This is a genomic window from Acinetobacter sp. 1130196, assembly GCF_000588095.1.
GTDB classification, from domain to species: Bacteria; Pseudomonadota; Gammaproteobacteria; order Pseudomonadales; family Moraxellaceae; genus Acinetobacter; species Acinetobacter nosocomialis.
In genome coordinates, this window is sequence record NZ_JFWX01000022.1 from 1 (window position 1) to 24951 (window position 24951).

26 protein-coding genes and 1 other RNA gene are annotated in these 24951 nt (G+C 37.2%); 9 read left to right on the forward strand and 18 right to left on the reverse strand.

Annotated elements, in window-relative coordinates:
- The 3 genes from J671_RS15865 to kynU all read right to left on the reverse strand — a co-directional run.
- Window positions 1–321 (reverse strand): helix-turn-helix domain-containing protein (locus tag J671_RS15865; protein WP_025464761.1); only part of this gene is annotated, 321 nt, incomplete at its 3' end.
- 132 nt (window positions 322–453) lie between these two features.
- Window positions 454–1860 (reverse strand): amino acid permease, encoded by a 1407-nt coding sequence (locus J671_RS15870; RefSeq protein WP_031982792.1) that lies wholly within the window; start codon window positions 1858–1860, stop codon window positions 454–456.
- Between the two features lie 39 nt (window positions 1861–1899).
- Window positions 1900–3150 (reverse strand): kynureninase, encoded by a 1251-nt coding sequence (kynU, locus tag J671_RS15875; protein ID WP_031982793.1) that lies wholly within the window; start codon window positions 3148–3150, stop codon window positions 1900–1902.
- Window positions 3151–3296: 146 nt separating this feature from the next.
- On the opposite strand from kynU, the gene gigD reads away from it, so the two are divergent.
- Entirely contained in the window at window positions 3297–3746 is a 450-nt protein-coding gene (gigD, locus tag J671_RS15880; RefSeq protein ID WP_031982794.1) for an Lrp/AsnC family transcriptional regulator GigD, read from the forward strand.
- 43 nt (window positions 3747–3789) lie between these two features.
- Window positions 3790–4326 carry a GNAT family N-acetyltransferase gene (locus J671_RS15885; RefSeq protein WP_031982795.1) on the forward strand — a complete coding sequence of 179 codons (537 nt, stop codon included), beginning with the start codon at window positions 3790–3792 and terminating at the stop codon, window positions 4324–4326.
- Window positions 4327–4378: 52 nt separating this feature from the next.
- Here the strand turns inward: J671_RS15885 and J671_RS15890 are convergent, their stop codons facing one another.
- Window positions 4379–4672: a hypothetical protein gene (locus J671_RS15890; RefSeq protein ID WP_004708422.1), complete on the reverse strand. Its 294-nt coding sequence runs from the start codon at window positions 4670–4672 to the stop codon at window positions 4379–4381.
- A gap of 114 nt (window positions 4673–4786) precedes the next feature.
- A complete protein-coding gene (locus J671_RS15895; RefSeq protein ID WP_017394092.1) occupies window positions 4787–5023 on the reverse strand; it encodes a hypothetical protein in 237 nt (78 codons plus the stop codon).
- A gap of 362 nt (window positions 5024–5385) precedes the next feature.
- On the opposite strand from J671_RS15895, the gene J671_RS15900 reads away from it, so the two are divergent.
- From J671_RS15900 to J671_RS15915, 4 genes are all read left to right on the forward strand, one after another.
- Entirely contained in the window at window positions 5386–6072 is a 687-nt protein-coding gene (locus J671_RS15900; RefSeq protein ID WP_031982796.1) for an HAD-IA family hydrolase, read from the forward strand.
- On the forward strand, window positions 6056–6496 hold the full coding sequence (locus J671_RS15905) for an RNA-binding S4 domain-containing protein (RefSeq protein WP_002049587.1): 441 nt from the start codon (window positions 6056–6058) through the stop codon (window positions 6494–6496). The genes J671_RS15900 and J671_RS15905 overlap by 17 nt, the downstream gene beginning before the upstream one ends.
- Window positions 6497–6641: 145 nt before the next feature.
- Window positions 6642–7694, forward strand: coding sequence for a recombinase RecA (gene recA / locus J671_RS15910; protein WP_002049645.1), 1053 nt, complete (start codon window positions 6642–6644; stop codon window positions 7692–7694).
- Between the two features lie 54 nt (window positions 7695–7748).
- Complete coding sequence (locus tag J671_RS15915; RefSeq protein WP_031982797.1) at window positions 7749–8231, forward strand: regulatory protein RecX; 483 nt, start codon at window positions 7749–7751, stop codon at window positions 8229–8231.
- Window positions 8232–8245: 14 nt separating this feature from the next.
- Here J671_RS15915 and ffs read toward each other — a convergent pair.
- An RNA gene (gene ffs / locus J671_RS24845) (signal recognition particle sRNA small type) lies at window positions 8246–8342 on the reverse strand.
- Between the two features lie 316 nt (window positions 8343–8658).
- Between ffs and J671_RS15920 the strand changes: the two genes are divergently transcribed.
- Window positions 8659–9549: a YbgF trimerization domain-containing protein gene (locus J671_RS15920; protein WP_031982798.1), complete on the forward strand. Its 891-nt coding sequence runs from the start codon at window positions 8659–8661 to the stop codon at window positions 9547–9549.
- Window positions 9550–9604: 55 nt separating this feature from the next.
- Here the strand turns inward: J671_RS15920 and lpxA are convergent, their stop codons facing one another.
- The 12 genes from lpxA to rimO form a co-directional block, all read right to left on the reverse strand.
- On the reverse strand, window positions 9605–10393 hold the full coding sequence (gene lpxA, locus J671_RS15925; RefSeq protein WP_002049604.1) for an acyl-ACP--UDP-N-acetylglucosamine O-acyltransferase: 789 nt from the start codon (window positions 10391–10393) through the stop codon (window positions 9605–9607).
- The gene (gene fabZ, locus J671_RS15930) at window positions 10390–10875 is read right to left on the reverse strand and encodes a 3-hydroxyacyl-ACP dehydratase FabZ (protein WP_002049600.1); all 486 of its coding nucleotides are present in this window, start codon (window positions 10873–10875) and stop codon (window positions 10390–10392) included. The genes lpxA and fabZ overlap by 4 nt, the downstream gene beginning before the upstream one ends.
- A 6-nt stretch (window positions 10876–10881) precedes the next feature.
- Window positions 10882–11952, reverse strand: coding sequence for a UDP-3-O-(3-hydroxymyristoyl)glucosamine N-acyltransferase (gene lpxD / locus J671_RS15935; RefSeq protein WP_004708409.1), 1071 nt, complete (start codon window positions 11950–11952; stop codon window positions 10882–10884).
- A 4-nt stretch (window positions 11953–11956) separates the two neighbouring features.
- Entirely contained in the window at window positions 11957–12460 is a 504-nt protein-coding gene (locus tag J671_RS15940) for an OmpH family outer membrane protein (RefSeq protein WP_016804937.1), read from the reverse strand.
- A gap of 41 nt (window positions 12461–12501) precedes the next feature.
- Window positions 12502–15033 carry an outer membrane protein assembly factor BamA gene (gene bamA, locus J671_RS15945; RefSeq protein ID WP_004886883.1) on the reverse strand — a complete coding sequence of 844 codons (2532 nt, stop codon included), beginning with the start codon at window positions 15031–15033 and terminating at the stop codon, window positions 12502–12504.
- 37 nt (window positions 15034–15070) lie between these two features.
- Window positions 15071–16426: an RIP metalloprotease RseP gene (gene rseP, locus J671_RS15950; protein WP_031982800.1), complete on the reverse strand. Its 1356-nt coding sequence runs from the start codon at window positions 16424–16426 to the stop codon at window positions 15071–15073.
- A gap of 1 nt (window position 16427) precedes the next feature.
- Window positions 16428–17624, reverse strand: coding sequence for a 1-deoxy-D-xylulose-5-phosphate reductoisomerase (gene ispC, locus J671_RS15955; RefSeq protein WP_031982802.1), 1197 nt, complete (start codon window positions 17622–17624; stop codon window positions 16428–16430).
- On the reverse strand, window positions 17625–18449 hold the full coding sequence (locus J671_RS15960) for a phosphatidate cytidylyltransferase (protein ID WP_002049666.1): 825 nt from the start codon (window positions 18447–18449) through the stop codon (window positions 17625–17627). It lies immediately after the preceding gene.
- Window positions 18449–19201, reverse strand: coding sequence for a polyprenyl diphosphate synthase (gene uppS, locus J671_RS15965; protein WP_004708401.1), 753 nt, complete (start codon window positions 19199–19201; stop codon window positions 18449–18451). The genes J671_RS15960 and uppS overlap by 1 nt, the downstream gene beginning before the upstream one ends.
- Before the next feature lie 4 nt (window positions 19202–19205).
- Window positions 19206–19760 (reverse strand): ribosome recycling factor, encoded by a 555-nt coding sequence (gene frr / locus J671_RS15970; protein WP_002049637.1) that lies wholly within the window; start codon window positions 19758–19760, stop codon window positions 19206–19208.
- An 85-nt stretch (window positions 19761–19845) separates the two neighbouring features.
- On the reverse strand, window positions 19846–20574 hold the full coding sequence (pyrH, locus tag J671_RS15975) for a UMP kinase (RefSeq protein ID WP_000852257.1): 729 nt from the start codon (window positions 20572–20574) through the stop codon (window positions 19846–19848).
- 51 nt (window positions 20575–20625) lie between these two features.
- Window positions 20626–21969 (reverse strand): 30S ribosomal protein S12 methylthiotransferase RimO, encoded by a 1344-nt coding sequence (rimO, locus tag J671_RS15980; protein ID WP_000856678.1) that lies wholly within the window; start codon window positions 21967–21969, stop codon window positions 20626–20628.
- Window positions 21970–22310: 341 nt separating this feature from the next.
- Between rimO and glnL the strand changes: the two genes are divergently transcribed.
- Both glnL and glnG read left to right on the forward strand, forming a co-directional pair.
- Window positions 22311–23420, forward strand: a complete 1110-nt coding sequence (glnL, locus tag J671_RS15985) for a nitrogen regulation protein NR(II) (RefSeq protein ID WP_002049598.1) — start codon at window positions 22311–22313, stop codon at window positions 23418–23420.
- A complete protein-coding gene (gene glnG, locus J671_RS15990) occupies window positions 23407–24900 on the forward strand; it encodes a nitrogen regulation protein NR(I) (RefSeq protein WP_004708399.1) in 1494 nt (497 codons plus the stop codon). The genes glnL and glnG overlap by 14 nt, the downstream gene beginning before the upstream one ends.
- The last annotated feature ends 51 nt before the right edge of the window (window positions 24901–24951 follow it).

The following is a 24951-nucleotide window of genomic DNA, read 5'->3' on the forward strand; positions in this document are numbered from 1 at the left end:
AAATGTCTTTAAACGCTTTGCTATTTGCTGAGGAGACCATAAACAACGGATCGCTTCAACAATAAATTTCCAGAGGATTGAATCGATTTTGAGTTTTCTGTGACCACGTCTACGTCTAGCGAAGGTGTTATCAGAAGCATATCGAGCTTGATAAACGTCATTGATGCTATTTCTTTTAAGCTCACGATAGATCGTACTAGGATGTCTTTTAATGAGTTCAGCAAATTTTCTGGCTGAAAAGCCTTCTTTTCTTGACTCAAGCATTAATGCAGTACGATCTTCAAAGTTAAGATGATGGTATGACAATTTTATATACTCCATAAACCCTTTAAATTAATTAGGTGGTTTATGTCGCACTTCAAGTTTTACTCTGCCCTTCTATATTGAAAGCTTGCTAGTATTTCCCCTTCATTTGCTACCGTTGTAGCATTATCGTATTTTCTCATATAGTGATCACTTCAACGTTTCTTCACCAGAATTGAGATTTAGCTTTACAGTTGAACGTTTTAAGTAGAAGCAAAATATCAGAACAAGAACTAAAGGCACGCCAAACTGTAAAGTGGATTTAAACTCATTGGTAAACCAGGTAGTTACTGTAATACTTAAAATCGCAATAAACCCAAATAGTGAGATGAATCGACTAGCGGGAATTTTAAATTTTAGCTCGATGTTTTGCTGTGTCATGTGTTTTCTAAAAAACATATGTGTCACAAAGATACTGCCCCAAGTGAACAATGCACCAAACATCGATAGCGCAATCATAATTGGAAACGCAGAAGCCGGATTAATCGTATAAACAATACTAGCAATACCAATCCCTACCGCAGATAGCAACAGCGCATTTACCGGCACACCATTACTACTGATTCGGCCAAAAACTTTTGGAGCATCACCTGCACGTGACAAACTAAACAACATACGGGTTGAAATATAAAGCATGCTATTCATCGCTGATAAGGCAGCTACAATTACAATAAAATTTAAAATACTATCTGCATATGGGATACCAACAATCTTCATGACCATAACAAAAGGACTAGTTGCATCTGCTCCAATCAGAACAGTCCACGGCACCAAAGTAACGATTAGAAATAAGGACAATAAGTAAAATAAAATGAGTCGGAGTGCGGTGCTTTTAAATGCCTTTTTTACTGCTTTTTCAGGGTCTTTAGCTTCACCAGCTGCGACAGCAATCATTTCTATACTTAAATAACTAAATATAGAAATAATGACTCCGATCCATACTCCACTAAAGCCATTTGGAAAAAAGCCCCCATGACCTCTCAAATTAGTAACTACTTGATTCATTCCCTGATTACTTTGCGTCAATATACCAATAGATAAAAGAATAAATACGATAATGGCAAAAACTTTAATTGTGGAAAACCAGTACTCGACTAACCCGAAGGCTTTTATACTATAGGCATTTACAACAAGTAAGGTCAGTGAAAAAAATCCAATCCAGACCCAAGAGCCTACATTCGGAAACCAGAGCTTCATATAATCAGCAACGGCGGTAATTTCGGTACCTACAGCCAACACAATACAAGCCCAGTAACAATAGCGGACTAAGAAGCCAGCGAGTGGAGACATATAATGTTCTGCATATGCACCAAATGAGCCCGAAGTAGGATGCTGCACTGTCATTTCAGCCAAACAAGCCATAAGTGCAAATGCAATTAAACCACCAATGGCATAGCTAACTATCACGGCGGGACCTGCAAAACTAATTGCAAATTTGCTTCCCATAAATAAACCGGTTCCAATTGCTCCACCAATCGCAATCATCCCCATCTGTTTTGCAGATAACTTTTTATGCAGTCCAGCTTCTCTATTTTGTATTTCATCAAAACTACTCATAGGCCCTCCTAGCCATTTGTTTTATTTTGATTCCTTAAATCAGGTCACTTCACCGCGAACTAAATAACGCTTGTTTTTCCACTCACTATTCAGCATGGTTTCTTTTAAGTGCTGTACTGCACTCCAGATATCTTCAAAGCCCAGATACAAAGGTGTAATACCGAATCTCAAGACAGTAGGTTCACGATAATCACCAATCACGCCACGTGCGATAAGCGCCTGAATGATTTCATAACCAAACTCATGGCGATAACTGACATGACTACCACGATATTTATGATCTAAAGGAGTAATTAACTCAAATCCAAATTCAGAACATTCTTGCTGTACCAGCTGAATGAATAAATCAGTTAATTTCAGCGATTTTTCACGGATTTTTTGCATATCAGCATGCAGGAAAATATCTACTCCGCACTCAATCAGACTCATAGAAATAATTGGCTGAGTCCCACATAGATAGCGACGAATACTATTCGCTGGTTCATAATGCTGGGCCATATCAAACGGCTTTTTATGACTCCACCAACCGGATAATGGTTGCCAAAACTGATCACGGTGTTTTTCATTGACCCATAACAATGCTGGAGAACCAGGTCCACCATTTAAATATTTATACGTACAACCAATCGCGAAATCACTATCAGCTTGATTAAGATGCATAGGCACAGCACCAACTGAGTGACATAAATCCCAAATAACCAGAGCATCTTGAGAGTGAATCTGTTTATTAATAGATGCCATATCGTAGAAATACCCAGTACGATAATTCACATGAGAAAGAACTACTACAGCAACATCTTTTTCTAGAACTCGAGCTAAGTCTTCTACTCCATCAATCAATTCAACTTGATAGCCCTTTTGAATTAAATCAATAAAACCTTCAATAATATAAATATCTGTTGGGAAAGCATCCTTTTCCGCAACAATTATTTTATGTTCAGGAAATTTTTCAGCCTGAATTTTTACCGCTGCTGATAAAACTTTAAATAAGTTCAGTGTAGTTGAATCTGAAATAACAACTTCACCCTGTTCTGCACCAATCAATGTGGCTACCTTATCACCCAGTCTAGTAGGTAGCCCCCACCAATCAGCCTTATTCCAACTATTGATCAGATCTTCTCCCCATTCTTGGGAAATAATATGCTGAGCGACAGACAAAGATTTCTTTGGTCTAGCGCCTAAAGAGTTACCATCTAAATAAATGACACCTTCTGGCAATGCAAATTCATCTTTAAATTTTTTGAGTTCGTCTTCCTGATCCCAATACAAACACTGTTCACGAGTAATCATTTAGTATTGCACCTATTTCAACATTTCCTTTGTATTTGAATTTTATCATGGTGATTCTTTCGATTTATTCGATAATATTTGATCAAAAACAGATAATTTCGTATAAAATTCTAATTAAAATTAAAAAATATGGATGGAATTCGAAAATGAATGTAGATGCAATTGATTTAAAAATTTTGAAGTATTTACAAGATAATGCCCGCTTAAGCAATCAAGAACTTGCTGATCTCGTTAATCTTTCAGCCTCTGCTTGTCACAGACGTGTCAAGATTTTAGAAACCAACGGAATTATTGAAAAATATCAAGCGAAAGTTAATTATGAAAAATTAGGAATAAAAATTGAGGCGATAATTGAAATAAAACTTGCTCAACTCACCGAAAATGACCACAACTTTTTCTTAAGCCAGATCAAGAATTTTGATGAAGTCATTAATGCTTATATCATTACAGGCGAATCTAATTATGTTCTGCATGTCGCCACTAAAGATCTAAATTCTTTTTCTCACTTTGTTATTAATACACTCAATAAAATTAAAGGAGTGGTAAGCATTAATTCTAAGATTATCTTACAGAAAATTATACAAAAGCCACTGTAGACTATATGGTTAAATTAAAAATTATATTTAAAGAGCTTTTACTATGATCGAAACCGAACGTTTAATCTTAAGGCAATGGAAGGAAACTGATGCTGCCCCCTTTATCGAAATGGGATTGGATAAAGATGTTATGCGTTTTTTTCCAAAGCTTTTATCTGCTACTGAAAGTATAAATTTAATTCAAAGAGCATCGGCCCTTATTGATGAAAAAGGTTGGGGATTTTGGGCTGTAGAATTAAAAGAAAGCCATGACTTTATTGGTTTTATTGGCCTACATGACCAACCAGAACAATTTGATTTTTCTCCATGCATTGAAATTGGCTGGAGGATTGCTACAAAACACTGGAAAAAAGGTTATGCCACAGAAGGAGCAAAAGCAGCATTGGACTATGCCTTCAATGCGCTTAATAAAGATAAAGTAGTTTCTTTTACAGCAACGGTAAATAAGCCATCACAAGCCGTAATGGAAAGACTAGGAATGCGTAAAGTTAAACACTTCAATCACCCCAAGCTTCCAGATGGACACGCCCTTCAAGAACATGTTCTTTATGAAATAAATAACTCTAATTTTGAGTTATAAAGGTATAAAATATGGATATATTTCAACCGTTTCAATGAATATAAAATAAAGGTTATTCATCGAAGTCATAACCTACTGAAGTGGAATGCTCCCAATATTCATTAATTTTATCTGCAATAGCTTCCTTATCCATTGTAGTTAAAACATAGAAAAGTTTTGCCTCTTTGTTTTTTCTCAAAATTAATAAATTGTAATAGTCATATTCGGGGCCATTTAGCCCCAATGATGGCTGTTCTTCACAATGCTTCTCAGCCTTGTAATGCCATTCAAGTTTATAAGTATCAATACCATTAGCAGCATTGATCACTATGCCATCATTGGCTCCGCCAATAAATCCAATTTTCATTGCCTGCTCTAAATTGTTATTCGGATAATTTTTAATATAACTTTAAACAAGTACGGTTCAATTTATAAAATGTTTGCCAATACGTATCCTATGTAAATCAAAATAACGAATTCATTATTTCATGGCACGTAAATATTCATAAGCCTCTTTTTCATTACTCTCCAGATGAACTCTTGCTTCTGTCTCATCATTTAAAGTTTCATTTATTATTTTGGTACCTTCATAAGAAATTTGATGACCTATTTGGAAATCTGCTCCTAATGCATCAATCACAATGAATTGTCCAGCAGCATTTGAAGCTATAAAAAAACTATTATTACGATAGCCATATCTAATTGTATATAAGCCCACTTTTATTCCAACTTTTAATAATATTTAAATAATGATAATTCCATAGAGTTCATAGAAAAGCAAAAATACTTATCAAAAAATCACCCCCTAATAAATACAACTCTATATTTTTTAATATATTTTTATTAATCCTCCACCCTATTCCTTTTATATGAATATTTTTCAAAAAAATTTGTTTCAGCGATCTTATTGAGTAGTCTAAGTCTAAGAACTCTCTTGTTATCTCTCTGTTTATCTAGTACAGACTATTTAAATTATAAAATGATGAAATAACCATAAATCAGTCCGTTTTTATCGTCTTTAATGATTATAATCTTAAATTACTTTTCTTCCGTGTCTGTTTCAATTGGAGCTCTCAAAACATGCATAAAATAGTGCTTTTCGATATGGACGGAACTTTATTAGATTTGGCTTTTGATGATTTTATCTGGAACGAATGCTTACCTGAACGACATTCTCAGACGCATCAAATCTCTTTAACACAAAGCCATGAAATATTAAACCAGTTTTATCGTAGCAATAAACATACTCTTTCCTGGTATTCTTCACAGTATTGGACAAAAACGACAGGAGTAGATGTTTTAAATCTTCAAAAAGAATTTCAACACAAAATTAAAATACGATCAGGATGTATGGAGCTACTTAATACTCTAAAAGAACAAGGCTATCAATGCTGGTTAGTGACCAACGCAGACTGTGCAAGCTTACAGTTAAAACTTGATAACATCCCTATTCAAGATTTTTTTGATGTAATTGTATCTAGTGAACAAATTGGTTATGCGAAGGAAGACCTTAAGTTTTGGCAAGAATTACAAGGCTTGCATTATTTTGAACCCCAAAACACTATTTTTTTAGACGATACTATTCAAGTTTTAAAAACTGCAGAAAAATTTGGTATAAGACACTTGTTTACTATCTTACAGCCCTCAACTCTTAAGAGTAAAAGACAGCTACAAGATTTAGAGTATAAAGCACTAGATCAGCTTACAGAGCTACTGTCTATTTTGAATCAAACTGATAGAAAGGATAATGATGTCAAAATTGCGTGAAAACGATGCTGTAGAAACCATGCGTGTCGACAAATGGTTATGGGCAGCACGTTTTTTTAAAACCCGTTCTATTGCTAAAGCTGCAATTGAAGGGGGAAAAGTGCATCACAATAATGAACGTGTAAAAGTTTCTAAAGAAATTCGTGTTGGAATGGAACTTGTTGTTCAACAAGGTTTTGATAAAAAGACAGTTGTTGTTAAAGCACTTTCCAATACCAGAGGACCGGCTCCTATTGCACAACAGCTTTATGAAGAAACCGAAGTAAGTATTGCAAGACGGGAGTTGATTGCTTCGCAACGAAAATTGCATAATCTAGCTCGACCTGACCATAGACCAAGCAAGAAAGATCGGCGACAAATCAATCGGTTTAAACAGGATAACGATCAACATTATGAAGACCACTGGTCATATAATGATGAATAAAAACGTCGAGTTGTGTCGCACTCACATATACAATATATAGAAGCTAGAGAAAAAATCTGTCACTATTAGCCCTGTGAAACAAGTTGAGATTCAATGCATCCACTTGGGTTAAACGTGATGAACATAGAGTATTGAGGTTTTTGAGATGGATGAGAATAAAAGCAAAGCATTACAAGCCGCTTTGAGCCAAATTGAGAAACAATTTGGTAAAAATACGGTTATGCGTCTCGGTGACAACACTGTTCAAGCAGTTGAAGCCGTATCTACAGGTTCTTTAACTTTAGACATCGCATTGGGGATTGGTGGTTTACCAAAAGGCCGTATTATTGAAATTTATGGTCCTGAATCTTCTGGTAAAACCACAATGACATTACAAGCAATTGCTCAATGTCAAAAGTCTGGTGGTACATGTGCCTTCATCGATGCAGAGCATGCCCTAGATCCTCAATATGCACGTAAGCTTGGTGTAGATATTGATAACCTACTCGTTTCACAACCTGATAATGGTGAGCAAGCGCTTGAAATCGCTGATATGCTTGTTCGCTCAGGTGCAATTGATTTAATCGTTGTGGACTCAGTAGCTGCCCTTACACCTAAAGCAGAGATTGAAGGCGAAATGGGTGACTCTCATATGGGTCTACAAGCACGCCTTATGAGCCAAGCACTTCGTAAAATTACTGGTAACGCTAAACGTTCAAACTGTATGGTTATCTTTATTAACCAAATCCGTATGAAGATTGGTGTTATGTTTGGTAGCCCAGAAACCACGACTGGTGGTAACGCTCTTAAGTTCTATGCTTCAGTTCGTCTAGATATTCGTCGTATTGGTCAGGTAAAAGAAGGCGATGAAATTGTTGGTTCAGAAACTAAAGTTAAAGTCGTTAAGAATAAAATGGCTCCTCCTTTTAGAGAAGCTATTTTCCAAATTCTATACGGTAAAGGTACTAACCAATTAGGTGAACTTGTAGATTTGGCAGTACAGCAAGATATCGTTCAGAAAGCTGGTGCATGGTATTCATATCAAGGCAATAAAATTGGCCAAGGTAAGAATAATGTGATCCGCTATTTTGAAGAAAACAAACATATTGCTGAAGAGATTGAACGTAATATCCGTGAGCAATTGTTGACTACAGGTACAAATGGCGCAGTGCAAATTGAAGATGATGAAGAAGAACCAGATCTTTTATTAGAATCTTAATTACACCTAAGTCATAAAAACGCCCTTCGGGGCGTTTTTTACAAGGAAATATATATGTTCAAAAGAAACAATGAACAATCTCAACAGCGTCCACCACTCACTGGCCAGCGTTTACGCTCATATGCTTTTGCTTTACTTACTCGACGAGACTACTCTAAAGCAGAACTCATTGATAAATTAGCCCGTTATGCACAAAATATAGAAGAAGTGAACCAACTCGTTGAAGAGTTATCTGAACAAAATTACCAAAGTGATCAGCGTGTTGCTGAGCAAATGCTTGCAAGTCAGATTCGTAAAGGTAAAGGACCGAAACGCATTCAACAAGCTTTAAAAACTAAACAGATCGAAAATGATTTAATTGCCGACGAAATTCACGAAATTGATTGGGTAGAACAAGCTTATCAACTTAAAGTTAAGAAGTTTGGAGAAGAGATAGAGAAAGACCCAAAACTTAAAGCAAAGCAGATTAGATTTCTACAATATAGAGGATTTGATTTAGATGTAATTTTAAAAGCGATCCAAAGAAAATTGGATTAAAGGAATGGTGGCAACCCCACTAGCAAAACTTCGGCACATCATAGATCTGCTACCGTTGCTACCTTCCGGTCCTGGCGGGGTTCACAGAGTACAATTGCGAAGCCACCAGCGGGGCTACCATTGCAAAACAAAGTATAGAGATTTTTAAAAGAGTTGCAACCCTTCTCTGGCTTTTTCAGCAAGTTTTTGTTTCGATTGATTAATTCATCAGCAAAAATTGCTTAAAACCCCAAAAATGTAGTTTTCTGAACTTATGCTCTTTTCTTATTTTGCATAAAATATGCTTGAAGATTGTAAACTATCCTTGCATTTAAACTGTTAACTGCTTTAATTGCATTGATCAATGAAAAACCTTAGATATTTAGAGAATTGTTTTTTATATTCCTGTGTCAAGGTGGCTTTTATATAAAATTATGGATTTATACACATGCAAATGAAGAAGCATTCTTTATTATTTATTGCCTTAATGAGTACCACTTCTCTATACGCGAACATTCCTATTGAATCTCGTGGTTTAAGTCAAAATGATGGCAGTGCATCTAATACTTCTTCAAGCAATATTTCAGTTCCTACAAACTTAAACTGGGAACTTATGCAAAAAAATCAACAACTAGAAAATGATATCCGCACTTTAAGAGGTCAATTAGAAGAACAAGCGAATGATATTGATCAATTAAAAAAAGACCTTGCGAATAGATATACCGATTTAGATCAACGTTTAGAATTATTACATCAAAAAGTTGACCCTGATAGTGCTACACAAGAAGACGGTACAAATACCAATACTAATAGCGCCACACCTGCTAGTCCATCAGTATCCCAATCTCAGCCTGCAGATGGCAATAAAGTAGTTGCAGCTCCACCTACTCCAACCACCTCTGAACAACAACCTAGTGCACCCGTAACAAACGCTCAACCAGTCACCGCGGCCCAAAATCAATCAAATCCACTTGAGTTAGAAAAAGCCGCTTATACAGTAGCTTTAGATGCTTACAAACAAGGTGGAGCAAAAAAAGCAATTGCTCCGATGCAAAACTTTATTAAAAACCATCCTAACAGTATTTATACAGGCAATGCTTATTTCTGGTTAGCCGAGTTTCATTTAGCTACAGACCCAGTGAACTACAATGAAGCAAAGAAAAACTACAATATTGTCGCTAGCCAATATCCAAACTCTAGCAAGGGACCTCGAGCACTCTATCAACTATATAGTATTGCCAAAGATGTCGATAAGAATACTGTATCAGCTAATCAATACAAAAATAAGTTACTTACTCAATATCCTAAATCTGAAGAAGCTAAATTCTTTAAAAAATAATTTAGGCATAAAAAAAGACACTGTTTTAACAGTGTCTTTTTTTATGCCTTATTGATTAGCGTACAATTCCACGCTCGGATTGCTCAAGAGAGTCAATTAATAATTGAGCTTCTGGAACAGAAGGCAAAATTTCACTTTTAATTTGCTCAACAGCTTGAACAGAGGTTAGACCAGATTTAAATATCAATTTATAAGCTTCTCTTAAGCCCTGAATTGTATTTTTAGACCAACCTTTTCTTCGCATACCTTCAATATTTATACCAAAGGCATGCGCAGGATTACCAGAAGCCATAACATAGGCTGGTACATCTTTAAGAATCAGTGAGGCCCCACCAATCATACTATAAGAGTCAATCTTACAGAATTGATGAATTCCAGAATTACCACCGACAATAACATGATCACCAATATGTACGTGTCCAGCAACACCAACATTATTAGCAAAGATATTGTGATCACCTACAATACAGTCATGTGCAATATGAGTATTTACCATCAATAGGTTATGACTACCTATCTTAGTCAATGAATTATCTTGCACAGTGCCTCTATGTAAGCTGCAATGTTCGCGAATTAAATTATTGTTACCAATTTCCAGCCAAGTTTCTTCACCTTTATATTTGAGGTCTTGACAAACTTCGCCAACACTTGCAAATTGAAAGATCTCATTATTTTGACCAATTCTGGTAAAACCACCTACTACCACATGAGAATGTAATTTAGTACCAGCACCAATAGTCACTTGAGGACCAATAACACAATAAGGTCCGATTTGAACATCTGAAGCAATCACTGCAGATGGATCAATAATGGCGGTAGAATGGATTAAATCGTGATTGCTCATGCCTGCTCTGTTTTTTGGTGTGAAATCATAATCTCAGCGGTTGCTGCTACAATGCCATCAACGCTAGCTGTACAATTGTATTTGTAAATACCGCGCTTCTGCATTACCAACTCGGATTTTAATACAAGTTGGTCGCCTGCAACTACTTGTTTTTTAAATCTAACTCTTTCTGCACCAGCAAACAGGAACAAAGAACCTGGTTTTGGCGTTTCATTGTTCATAATAAAACCTAGAACGCCTGAAACTTGAGCTAGTGCTTCAACAATTAGAACACCAGGCATAATTGGATATTCTGGGAAATGTCCTTGTAGAAACTCTTCATTGATAGAAACATTTTTATAACCAACAATACTATTGTCAGTAACTTCAATCACACGATCAACCAATAAGAATGGGTAACGATGCGGCAAATATTGACGAATCGTTTGAATCTGCATTGGTAATTCAGGGATGGCAAATTTAGGTGTAGTTGACTCGGTCATAATATTCTATTTACGCAAATTAAAAGTTGATTCAAGAGACTCTATTTGAGCTTGTATATGATCAAGTCGTTTAGTGATTTGGGTCAATGGCACATCTGCTAATTGTCTCAAGCGCACAATCGTCTTTTTCCACTGACTATTTTCGAACAATCCAATTCCTGAAGAATAAGTTCCAGCCTCAGAAATATTTTTTGTGACCATTGACATTCCAGTTAAAGTCACATTATCAGCAATTGAAAGGTGACCTGCTACCCCACATGCGCCTGCAAGAATACAGTTTTTGCCAATTTTTGTACTACCCGCAATGCCACAGGTAGCTGCAATAGCAGTATTTGAACCAATATGAACGTTATGTGCAATTTGCACAAGGTTATCAATAATTACACCATCTTCTAAAATTGTATTATCAAGAGCACCCCGATCAATACTACAATTTGATCCAATTCGAACGTCATTTCCAATTAGAACTGATCCTAACTGAGCAATACGGTGCCATTTACCTTGATAGGGAGCAAAACCAAAACCTTCGCTACCAATTACAGTATTTGAATGAACACGCACCCGATCACCCAATTTAGAACTACCGGTAATGGTGACATGAGAGTCAATAAAACAGTCTTTCCCAACTTCTACATCATCATCAAGTTTGGTATGTGATTGAATGATTGTGTTATCACCTACTACACAATTCTCACCAATGACTACATAGTGACCAATATAAGCAGCTTCTGAAATAACAGCAGAAGGATGGATTTGAGCAGTACTTTCTATACCTTTTGAAGTAAGCTTTTTATCAAATACATGAGTAAGGATTGCAAAAGCAAGATAAGGATTATCAACAATAATAAAATTATCTTTTTCAGGAAGATGTTCTTTTAAAGCAGCAGTAACAATGAAAGCCCCTGCACGACTTGCTTTAGCTTGTTCGAGATATTTATCACCATTTACGAAAGTAAGATGATTAACCTCTGCATTTTCTAAACTTGCTAGGTTCGAAAATTGAAGACTACCTTCACCAATTAACTCACCTTTAACAAGGTGAGCTAATTCATCTAAACGAAATTGTTGCACTTTCATTAATTTATTTCATTGAATTAACCTTTTGTATCATTTTATCAGTTAAATCATACTTAGCGTCATAGGCAACAGTTGAATTTTTATTCAAAATAAAGTCAAGATTATTTTCTTTTCGTAATTGCTCAGCAGCTTGCTTAACTCTAGACTCAAAAGTTGTGTTCATACTTTGCAAGCTAGTTTGAACTCTTGACTGTAAGCCCTGTTGTGTTGAATTAAATTCATTTAATTTTGATTGATACTGAGATTGTAATTTTTTAATCTCATCATCTTTCATTTTTTGACCTTGCGTCTGCGCTTGACGTTGAAGCCCTTCTAACTCTTTACCCAATTGCTCAAGTTTAGTGGTTGTTGGTTTAACTGACTGATTTAAGCTTGCGTTTTGTTGTTTCAAATAAGTACTGCTCTCAACAACTTTAGCAAGATCAATCACCCCATAACCCGCTGCATTAGCTGCTACCGAAGCCACCGTCAAGCCTAACCCTAACATTAATGTATTTAATTTTTTCATGTAAATTTCTTTCCTTATTTCGTTGTTCAATAAGATCGTACTTAGAAAGTACGACCAATTTCAAACTGGATTTCTTTAGTTTCATCACCCGGTTTATCATTTAGCGGGAATGCATAGCTAAGTGATAATGGTCCAATCATAGTAATCCAGGTTACACCCACACCCACGCTATAACGTAAGTTACCTAAATCAAAGCCATAGTTATCTTCACAATATTTCTTAACATCTGTAATAGTTTGGCCATTAATCATCATGCCTTTATCACCGTATACAGAGTTATTAATATTACATTTGGTATCGAAGACCTGACCACCTTCTGCAAATAGTACAGGACGTACTTGACGAGTCCAATCACCTTTAAATGGCATAGGTAATGCTAATTCAGTACCAAATTGAACTAGAGCATTACCACCCACATTTTCAGGTGAAGGATCATTCTGTTTTGTTTCTTGTAAATTTACACTGGCATATTTAGGCCCTAAAGTACTATTGTCATAGCCTCGAACAGAACCATAACCGCCGGCATAGAAGTTTTTATAGAATGGTAAATCGTTACCATAACCCAGCTTACCATAACCACGAAGCACAAAGCCTGATTTACCAATCGGTAAGAATGCTTGTGTATCATAAGTTAATTTTTGATAGTCAACATCACTACCTGGCAAGCCAATTTCAAGACCTACTCGGTGAGACATACCTGATGTTGGGAAAATCGGTCTATTTAAAGTGTTATATGACCAACCCAAGTTTAAATTATAAGTAAAGAACTCGCCATCAAAAGCACTATCATATTCTTTAAAACCACCTTCACATGTATCAGGTATTGGTTGATTTGTTTCAGGGTCAGTCTCGGTCTTACCAGTTGGACACCAATTCGACTTACCAGTTGCCTTACCACCATTTGCCAATAAATAGTCACGCACATAGGTAGAAACATAAGGGCCAGTCGTTACTTTAGTATTATCAATACCTAGAGATGCACTTAAGCTTTGGTTTTCATCAATTGGATAACCAAAGCTTAAACTACCACCAAAACTATCCGTTACGTAGTTGTTAACGTTATAGTTATCATTTAACTTAGTTTTACGATAATAAACGTTATAACCACGACTTACCCCATCGATAGTAAAGTATGGGTCAGTAACACTTAGATTGTAATAGTCTTGAGTTTCTGAACGAGACAAATCAATTGCAACTCGGTTACCAGTACCCATAAAGTTAGTTTGGCTAAGTCCAGCTTGGAACGTAATACCACCATTTTGTGAATAACCTACAGCTAATGTGGTAGTACCTGAATGTTGTTCTTCAACATTTACGTTCAAATCGACTTGGTCAGGAGAGTTTGGAATACGAGCTGGCTTAATATCAACTGTTTTAAAGAAACCTGTACGTTCTAAACGAACTTTAGACAAGTCAATTTTTTCATTACTTGCTAATGCACCTTCCATTTGGCGCATTTCACGACGTAATACTTCATCGGAAGTTTTACTATTACCAGTAAAGTTAATACGACGCACTGTCACTTGCTGACCTGGGTTTACATAATAATTTAGGTCAACAACACCAGTTTCATTATTAATTTGCGGAACAATATTCACATCAGCAAAGTAATAACCTGCGTTACCATACTTTCGTAGAAGTAATTGCTTAACTGCATTTACCTTTTCTTGTGAATAGGTATCGCCATCTTTATAAATTTTTAGTGCTTGTAACTCTTCAGGCTTATAAAGCGCATCACCTAAGAATTTAGTTTGACCAAATTTAAATTGGTTACCTTCCTCAACAGCAACTTCAATAAAGATATGTTTTTTATCTTCACTAATATTAAGCTGGGAATTATTAATATTAAAATTAATATAACCCTTGTTAAGGTACATAGCACGTAATGCTTCAAGGCTTGCAGCCATTTTCTCACGCGCATAACGGTCATTACGTGTAACGATTGAAGCCCAACCACTTTCTTTAACAGCAAATGCCTGTTTGATTTCACTGTCTTTAAAAACAGTATTACCAATTACATTGATATCAAAAACTTTTGCTGGCGTTCCTTCGTTAAAATTAAGTTTTAATTCAACGCGGTTATTTGGTCGCGCAACGGTATCAACAGTAACACTAGCATCATAACGACCTTGTTGGGTGTATTGCTGCTCTAGTTCTGTTTGAATGGTTTGCAAAGCAGATTTCTTGAAAACCTCACCTTCTGCAACACCCATTTTTTTAAGGCCTTGTTCTAATGCCTCTTTAGGAATAAGTTTATTACCCTTAAATTCAAGTTTTGAAATAATAGGGCGTTCAATAACATTAAAGACCAAAGTATCGTTATCTTTTGATGCTTTAATATCATCAAAAAGACCCGTGGCATACAATGTTCGAATTGCTTCGGCGATCATCGGTTCATTAACGCGATCGCCACTGTTGATTGGCAACATGGTATAAACATTTGCAGGAGTAAGACGGACTAAGCCGTTTACACGAATATCTCTAACAACGAAATCATCAGCTGCATATGCTTGTTGTACCGCTGCCATAGCGCTAACAAGTGCCAAAGGCATTAAAAAATGTGTGTGCCGCATGCCAGTTTTTTCCAGTAAGTTATAAATCCATATACGTTTACAAACGCATAAAGTCATTAAATAAAGCTAAAAGCATCATACTACCGAGCAGTACCATACCAATTTTTAGACCAAACATTTGTATTTGTTCAGAAACAGGTTTCCCTCGAATAGCTTCAATAATGTAATACACTAGATGACCACCATCTAACATTGGAATTGGTAATAAGTTTAAAATTCCAAGACTTACACTCATTAAAGCCATAAAAGAGATAAAAGTTTCCCATCCCATTTCTGCACTTTGTCCAGCAACTTTTGCAATGGTAATTGGGCCAGAAAGATTTTCTAATCCAATTAATCCTTTAACCATTTTCACTATTGAATTCAAAATCATGCTAGAGATTTGGCCAGTTTTATCAAGTGCCATTTCAAAAGCTTGTATTGGAGTATATTGAATTGTTTGCTTATATTCGTCAGGAATTGTAATTTTTCCAGCATCACTTTTTACACCAAGTACACCATTGACCTGTCCCATATTATCCCGCTTTCCTTGCGGCATAACTTGTAAATGCACTAATTGCGCATGGCGTAAAACATCAATATTAAGCAATTTTTCTGGAGAACGCTGTACGACTTCAACAACATCAAACCAATCTTTCATAGGCTGGCCATCAATCGCAACAATACGATCACCTACTTTCATTCCTTGACGAATAGCCGCACCATCTTCTGTTAAATCTGTTACCACAGCAGGAATTACAGGACGATAAGGCAAGAAGCCTAATATATCCAATGCAGATTCATTCTGGTTTTTTAAAAAATCTTTAACAGGTAAGACAAAATTTTTCTCTGTACCTGCACGATCAACATCGATATTTATAGTACCTGTCTCGCCTACCCGATCAATTAAAGCAAAGTTTAGTTTTTCCCAAGTTGCAGTCTCTTTTCCATCAACAGCAATAATTTTGTCCCCCACATGCAATTGAGCCTCTGCAGCTGGAGAATTTGGAATAATTTTACCAATTTTGGTATTTAATTGTTGTTGTGCTGGTAAAAACAAAACCCAAAAGAGAAGTACAGCAAAAATTAAGTTAATTAGTGGCCCTGCAGCAACAATAGCTATACGTTTCCATGGTTTTTGTCTATTAAAAGCATACGGTAGATCTTGTTCTGCGACATTACCTTCACGCTCGTCCAACATTTTGACGTAGCCACCTAAAGGTAAAGCAGAAAGCTGATACTTGATACCCGATTTTTTAGAGGTCCATTTCAATAAAGTTGGACCAAAACCAATTGAGTAAACTAAAACTTTAACCCCAAGTTTGCGTGCAACCCAGTAATGGCCAAACTCATGAATTGCAATTAAAGGACCAAGTAAAAGAGCTGCTGCTGCAATCATAAAAAGCGCATTCATTTCAGCCTCCAATACTTGATATATATTTCTGAGCTATAGATCGAGCCACTTTATCTTTATCTAAAATGCACTCAATGCTTTCACCTGCGGCATTCTCTAACTCTTGCAAAGTATGCTCTACCACTTGTGGAATATGTGTAAATCCAATCCTTTCCTTTAAGAATGCTTCAACAGCAATTTCATTTGCCGCATTCAAAATGGTAGGTGCCAAACCTCCTGCACGCATTGCTTGTCTTGCTAAATTTAATGCAGGAAATTTTTGGGTATCGGGCGCCTGAAAATTAAGTTGAGAATACTCAAATAAATCTAAAGCAGGAACACTTGTTTGTAAACGCTCAGGCCATGCTAATGCATGTGCAATTGGCGTACACATATCAGGATTACCCATTTGTGCTAATGTTGAACCATCAACATACTGCACCATAGAGTGAATAATACTTTGTGGATGAACAACAACTGTAACAAAATGTTCAGATATTGAAAATAAATGACACGCTTCAATTAACTCCAACCCTTTATTCATGAGAGTAGCCGAGTCAACTGAAATTTTTTGCCCCATTGACCAATTTGGATGTTTACATGCTTGTTGGGGTGTTACATGTTCCAACTGTTCCAAGGAATGATTTAAGAATGGGCCACCAGATGCTGTTAGCAATATTTGAGATACGCCTAGTTGTGGTTGTCCAGTTCTCTCAACTTGCAAATAGTTATGAGGTAATGACTGAAAAATGGCATTATGCTCTGAATCCACTGGTAATAATAATGCCTGATGATCACGAGCAGCTTGCATCATGATTTCACCAGACATAACCAATGCTTCTTTATTTGCAAGCAATACTCGTTTACCAGCTTTAACAGCTGCCAAAGTAGGCAACAGTCCCGCTGCCCCGACAATTGCTGCCATAACAATATCAACATCTGTATGTGATGCGATCTCAACTAGACCATCTTGCCCAATTAAAATATCAATACCTTGTATATTTTGTTGAGCAAATAAGGTGGTTAGTTCAACTATTTTCTGTTCAGGAACAACGACCACTTTAGGGCGGAACTGTTTGCAGATTTCAACAAGTTCAGAAATTCGACTATGTGCCGAAACTGCAAAGACTGAATACTTATCTGGATGTTGGCTTAAAATTTTTAATGTACTTTGCCCAATAGAACCAGTTACACCCAATATGCAAACAGATTGTGTCATCTATAAATCTACACCAATAAGCTTTAATATATACATTCCCGTTGCAAAAATCGGGGCTGCCGCGAGTAAAGAATCAATACGATCCAACACACCACCATGACCTGGCAAAACACGGCCAGAATCTTTAATACCAGCACGGCGTTTAATCATCGACTCAAATAGATCACCTAATACTGAACCGAATACTGTGACTAAAGATAAGATCAGGAATAAAAGTTGTTGAACCCAAGTTAAGTTTAAATATTGATATTGCACTACAAGCATTACAATAATTGTAGTGAGAATACCACCATATAAACCTTCTACTGATTTATTAGGGCTTACCGTAGGTGCTAATTTTCTCTTACCGAATTTACGACCTACGAAGTAAGCTCCACTATCTGCACCCCATACAAGCAAGAACAAATACATCAACCACCATGGTGAGCTTTGCCATACTACAAAAATTGCAGTCACTGCTGCACAGATAAGAATTAAACCAATGACATAAAGGGTCGCGTTATACCACCCATCAAATTCAGGAAAGGACTTAACCCAATATACACTAACGAGCCAAGTTAAAATTGAAGCAGACCATAGCAGTAATGCAATGTCGTGAAAGAACAAGGCAACGCCCGAAACAAAAGCAACAAGTAGACCATAACCCCATGCTTTAGGTTTTACTACGGCGCCAGCTTCATGAGGCATCAACTTATACCATTCATACCCCGCAACCGCTGCTGCTACAATCATAAGTACCAACATTGGATAATGTGATTGCGTAGCAAACATACAGCTTAAAACAACTGCAACAAGTACCAATGCGGTAACAATCCGCTCTAACATTATAATTTCTCGATTTTCTCTTGCTGAATTTGTTCAGATGTTTTACCGAAACGACGTTCACGCCCTGAAAAAACATTCAGTGCATGATCGAATTCCTCGACTGTAAATTCCGGCCACAAAGTATCCGTAAAATACAGTTCCGCATAAGCTGCTTGCCATAACAAGAAGTTAGATATACGGAAATCTCCACCTGTACGGATCAACAAGTCCACAGCTGGCAGATCGTTTAGACTGACATATTTTTCGAACAAATCAACATTTATTTGATCAGCGTCAATTTCACCACGTGAAACTGCTTGGGCAACTTGTTTAGCTGCATTTGCAATATCCCACATACCACCATAGCTAATCGCAATGGTTAATGTCATGGTGTCATGATGTACTGTTTGTTGCTCTGCATCTTCCATTAAGGCAACTAAATGTGAAGGTAATCTAGAACGATCCCCTATAAAACGCAAAGCAATATTGAATTTCTTCATGCGAGGTATTTGCTCATGAATGGTTTCTTCAAGAAGCTTCATAAGCAGATCGACTTCATATTGTGGTCGATTCCAATTTTCACTCGAAAATGCAAAAACAGTTAAAGCACGGACACTAGTTTTTATACAATGTTCAACAATAGGATCAAGAATATTTTTACCTTCTCGATGCCCATCACCTTTTTGCATTTGATTTTTCTTTGCAAAGCGGTTGTTGCCATCCATAATGATGGCAACATGCTTAGGAAGATGATACTCTTCTGATTCGGTCATAAAATTAGACCTTCATCAATTCTGCTTCTTTCGCTGCAAGACGCTTATCTACTTCTGCAACATATTTATCAGTGATTTTTTGGATATCATCACCTGCACGACGCTCATCATCTTCAGAGATTTCTTTCTCTTTCAATAATGCTTTGATATCACCTAAAACATCACGACGAATGTTACGAATAGCAACTTTTGCATTTTCAGCTTCACTGCGTGCAACTTTCTGCATATCACGGCGTGTTTCTTCAGTTAAAGCTGGTAAAGGTACACGGATTGAATCAGCAGTAATTGGATTCAAACCTAAATCACTTTCACGAATTGCTTTATCAATAGCAGATACCATTGTACGTTCAAACGGTTGAACGATAAGCGTACGAGAATCTTCAACACCAACGTTCGCTACTTGGTTTAAAGGCACATCAGAACCATAGTAAGGAACCATTACCCCATTTAAAATTGATGGGTGTGCACGGCCGGTACGAACTTTAGCAAACCCTTGTTCCAAAGACTCAAGAGTTTTCATCATACGCTGTTCGCTGTCTTTTTTCAGATCGTTAATCATATGATCTTCCTTACTTATTTATTCAAGGATGTATATAACAAATTTAATTTAGCGCTAGTATAAAGAGCTTTGCAGCACACGTACATTATTTAGTAACGCGTGTACCCTCTTTTTCACCCATTACAACTGATAAAAGCGCACCAGATTTATTCATATCAAATACTTGCAATGGCACATTGTGGTCACGACATAAGCAAATTGCTGTTAAATCCATAACACCTAACTTCTCATCTAACACCTGATCAAAGGTTAAATGATCGTATTTCACTGCATCTTCGTATTTGCTAGGGTCTTTATTATAAACACCGTCTACTTTGGTTGCTTTCAAAATTAAATTTGCTTCAATTTCAATACCACGTAGACAAGCTGCTGTATCAGTTGTAAAGAATGGATTACCTGTTCCCGCAACGAAAACACAAACTTCGCCCTGGCTTAAATGACGGATTGCATCACGACTTGAATATGACTCTACAACAGTACCAATTGGTAATGCAGACATAAGACGAGTTCTAATGTTTCGACGCACTAATGCATCACGCATTGCCAAACCATTCATGACAGTTGCAAGCATACCCATCTGGTCACCTGTTACACGGCCAACCAAGCCATCTTTTTGTAACTGGCTACCACGATATAAGTTACCACCACCAACAACGATACCTACTTGCACACCCAAGCCTACCAAATGCGCAATAGAAAGTGACATCTGATCTAAAACTTGAGCATCAATACCCATATCTTTATTACCTGATAAAGCTTCACCAGATAATTTTAATAAAATTCGTGAATAACGGGGGCTGATTGTTTCCGCCATGATTTTGCTCCAAGACCTCTTAAACTGAATGCTTTTTGAATCGCGATTCGATTAGACCGATTTAATTTTAATTAACTTTGCAAATAAGTCGTATTCATCCGCATCGGTAATTTCGACTTCCAACATATCGCCTGGTTGAATCGTGCTCTTATCGATATCTTCTACAAAGACATTACCGTCAATTTCCGGAGCATCGGCATAAGAACGTGCAACAGCAACAGGATATTCATCTTCCAAACTATCGACTAATACAGTCATTGTTTGACCAATACGTTTTTGTAATTTGGCAGCAGATATTTGCTGCTGCACTTGCATAAAGCGCTCGTAACGCTCTTGCTTAATTTCTTCTGGCACATGATCTGGTAAATCATTTGCCGTAGCGCCTTCTACTGGTGAATAGGTAAAGCACCCTACACGATCAAGTTGAGCTTCAACCAACCAATCGAGCAAAATCTGGAAGTCTTCTTCAGTTTCGCCTGGAAAACCAACCACAAAAGTAGAACGGATTACAAGATCAGGGCATTTTTCACGCCATAATTTAATTTTTTCTAAAGTATTTTCACTATGCGCCGGACGTTTCATTAATTTAAGAACACGTGGGCTTGCATGTTGGAAAGGAATATCGAGGTATGGCAAGATTTTACCTTGAGCCATCAAATCGATTACTGCATCAACATGTGGATATGGATATACATAATGTAGACGAACCCAGATTCCAAGCTGACCAAGTGCTTCACACATGTCAAAGAATTTGGTTTTTACAGGTTGTCCATTCCAGAAGTCCAGCTTATATTTAGTATCTACACCATAAGCTGAAGTATCTTGTGAAATAACCAAAATTTCTTTCACACCTGCGCGTTTTAATGCGGCAGCTTCTTCTAATACGCTACCAACCGGACGTGATACTAAATCACCGCGCATGCTTGGGATGATACAGAAGGTACAACGATGGTTACAGCCTTCAGATATTTTCAAATAAGCATAATGTTTAGGTGTTAAACGGATACCTTGCTCAGGAACAAGATCAATAAACGGATTATGTTTAGGCGGTGCTGGCACATATTCATGTACAGCTTCCATAACGTCCTGGTAAGCTGCTGCACCAGTGACTTTTAAAACATTAGGGTGCATTTGACGAATTTTATCTTCGTCTTTACCCAAACAACCTGTAACAATAACTCGGCCATTTTCACTCATGGCTTCGCCAATTGCATCTAACGATTCTTGTACTGCAGATTCAATAAAACCACAGGTATTAACAACAACTAAATCAGCACCATCATAATCTGATGCAACTTGATAACCTTCAGTCTTTAACTGAGTTAAAATTCGTTCAGAATCTACCAATGCCTTAGGACAACCTAAAGAAACAAAACCGACTTTGGGGGTCTTCATGAATCTGCGCTCCACTTGAATGCGCGTATTGTATGTCTTTTCTCGCCTCAAGCATAGGTGGAAACCCCACTCTTTGTGTAATGCACCAAAATACAACCAATATTTGCACCAAAACTCAATATTGCACCAAGTTGGATCATGATATTATTGGTATATACATCCATATTTTTGACCAAAAGATATTAAGAACGATTTTAGAGCGCTTTAACTACGCTTGGAACCTGAAAATAATCCATAAACAAAGTTGGCGTACATTTTGCATCATGCATGTTCTATAACGGTGAAAACCGATAACTAATGAAGATGCCATTGCGCCATTTTAAGACAGGAACGATTCGCTAATGGATCAACACACACCTATCGACTATCGCCTTTTGGTAGACAACTTAACTACTGCGATTTTACTAATCGATAGTAACTTTAATATTTTTTATTTAAATTCTGCTTGTGAAGCACTTTTTGACATTAGTTTGCTTCGCGCTTCTGGACAACCGGTTTTAAATTTACTTCATGCCCCTGATGATACTTTTAATACGCATGAAGCGTTACTCAATACTCTAAAAACAGGACAGCCTTATACACGTCGTGAAGCTGTAATTAATGTTAACTTTAAAGACTTACATGTTGATTATACGGTTTCACAGTTAAATGCAGGCAAAAGCTACCACCCGCTCTTACTTATTGAGCTAAATCCAATTGATCGGATGTTGAAAATTTCTAAAGAAGAAAACCTAATTCAACAACATCAGGTGGCTAGACAACTGGTTAGAGGTGTGGCTCATGAGATTAAAAATCCTCTGGCTGGTATCAGGGGTGCAACTCAGTTACTTGCTCGTAGTTTAAATGACGAGAGTTATGCTGAATTTACAGATGTCATTATTAATGAGGTAGACCGTCTCACCAATTTAGCAGACACTATGCTAGGTTCAAGACAACTGCCGAGTTATGAAAATGTAAATGTGCATGAACCTTTGGAACGTGTACGCTCTTTAATCGCAAATCAAACCAAGAAAAAAATCAAAATTACGCGTGACTATGATTTATCTTTACCGGATGTAAAAGCCGATCGAGATCAACTTATCCAAGTCATGCTCAATATTAGCGTTAATGCAATTCAAGCTATCACAGAAAATAAATCTTTTTTTATAGATCAAGAGCCTGAATTAATTTTACGTACCCGAATTCAACGTCTAGTCACTATTAATGGTGTACTCAATCGCTCTGCGGTACGAGTCGATATTGAGGACAATGGACCGGGTATTCCCGAAAGCATTTTAGAGTCTGTGTTTTATCCTTTGGTTACAGGACGAGCAAAAGGCACAGGCCTTGGCCTGAGTATTGCACAGAACATCATGCATCAACATAACGGAATGATTGAATGCCAATCAGTTCCTGGAAAAACAATGTTTAGCTTATATTTACCTTGGGAGTCAGACCGTGTCGCGAAATAAAATATGGGTTATTGATGACGATCGCGCCATGCGATGGGTACTTGAAAAGACCTTTAAAGAAGAAGGATTTGACGTCACCAATTTTGAAGAAGCTCAAACAGCACTCGAACGTTTACATCATGATGCGCCGGATGTCATCTTAACTGACATCCGTATGCCAGGCATTGATGGGTTAACTTTCTTATCTAAAGTAAAAAATTCTCATCCCGATTTGCCAGTGATCATTATGACAGCGCATTCGGACTTAGAGTCTGCTGTATCTAGCTATCAAACTGGTGCTTTTGAGTATTTACCAAAACCGTTTGATATTGATGAAGCTTTAGCTTTAGTCAATCGAGCAATTTTACATATCAATAAATTGCAGCAGCAAGAGGCTACAAAAACTGCTTCTCCGCTACAATCGACAGAAATTATTGGTGAATCTCCGGCTATGCAAGAGGTTTTCCGAGCAATTGGTCGCTTATCTCAGTCGCATATTACCGTTTTAATTAATGGTGAGTCAGGAACAGGTAAAGAATTAGTTGCACATGCTTTACATAAACATTCACCACGCCGAGCCAAACCATTTATTGCTCTAAACATGGCAGCAATTCCGAAAGACTTAATCGAAACGGAATTATTTGGCCATGAAAAAGGTGCTTTTACTGGCGCTAATACTCAACATCAAGGTCGCTTTGAACAAGCCAATGGCGGCACTCTCTTCCTTGATGAAATTGGTGACATGCCATTTGAAACACAGACGCGATTACTACGTGTACTCGCAGATGGTGAGTTTTACCGCGTTGGCGGGCATATTCCTGTTAAAGTTGATGTTCGGATCGTAGCGGCAACACATCAAGATTTAGAAAAATTGGTAAATGAAGGTCGCTTCCGTGAAGACTTATACCACCGTCTAAATGTAATTCGTATTCATATTCCTAAGCTTGCACATCGAAGTGAAGATATTCCGATGTTAGCTCAACATTTCTTGGCTCGTGCTGGTAAAGAGTTAGGCGTAAGTCCAAAGATTTTACGTACCGAGACAACCGACTATATGCAGCAATTACCATGGCCCGGTAATGTTCGTCAGCTTGAAAATACCTGCCGCTGGTTAACCGTCATGATTACTGGCCGTGAGGTTTACCCAGAAGATTTACCTTCAGAACTTAAACAAGTTCCACTCCAAAAAAATAGTGAAGCTAGCCAACCTGCTCCATCTTTTGAGCGTATTTCTTTACATCATTGGGATGAGCTACTAAGTCAATGGGCAATTCAAAAACTCAAAAATGGCGAAATGAAGATTTTGGATATTGCTACACCAATGTTTGAGCGCACTTTAATTAATGCTGCACTACAACAAACTCGTGGGCGCAAACGTCATGCAGCCGAGCTATTAGGTTGGGGGCGTAACACTCTAACCCGAAAGTTAAAAGAACTAGGTATGGATTCTGCTGATGACGATGATGAGGATGAACACAAAGTAACTTTGTCTGAAGCTTAATAATCATTCGTAAAAGAAAAAGCGACTAAATCCATTAGTCGCTTTTTCTTT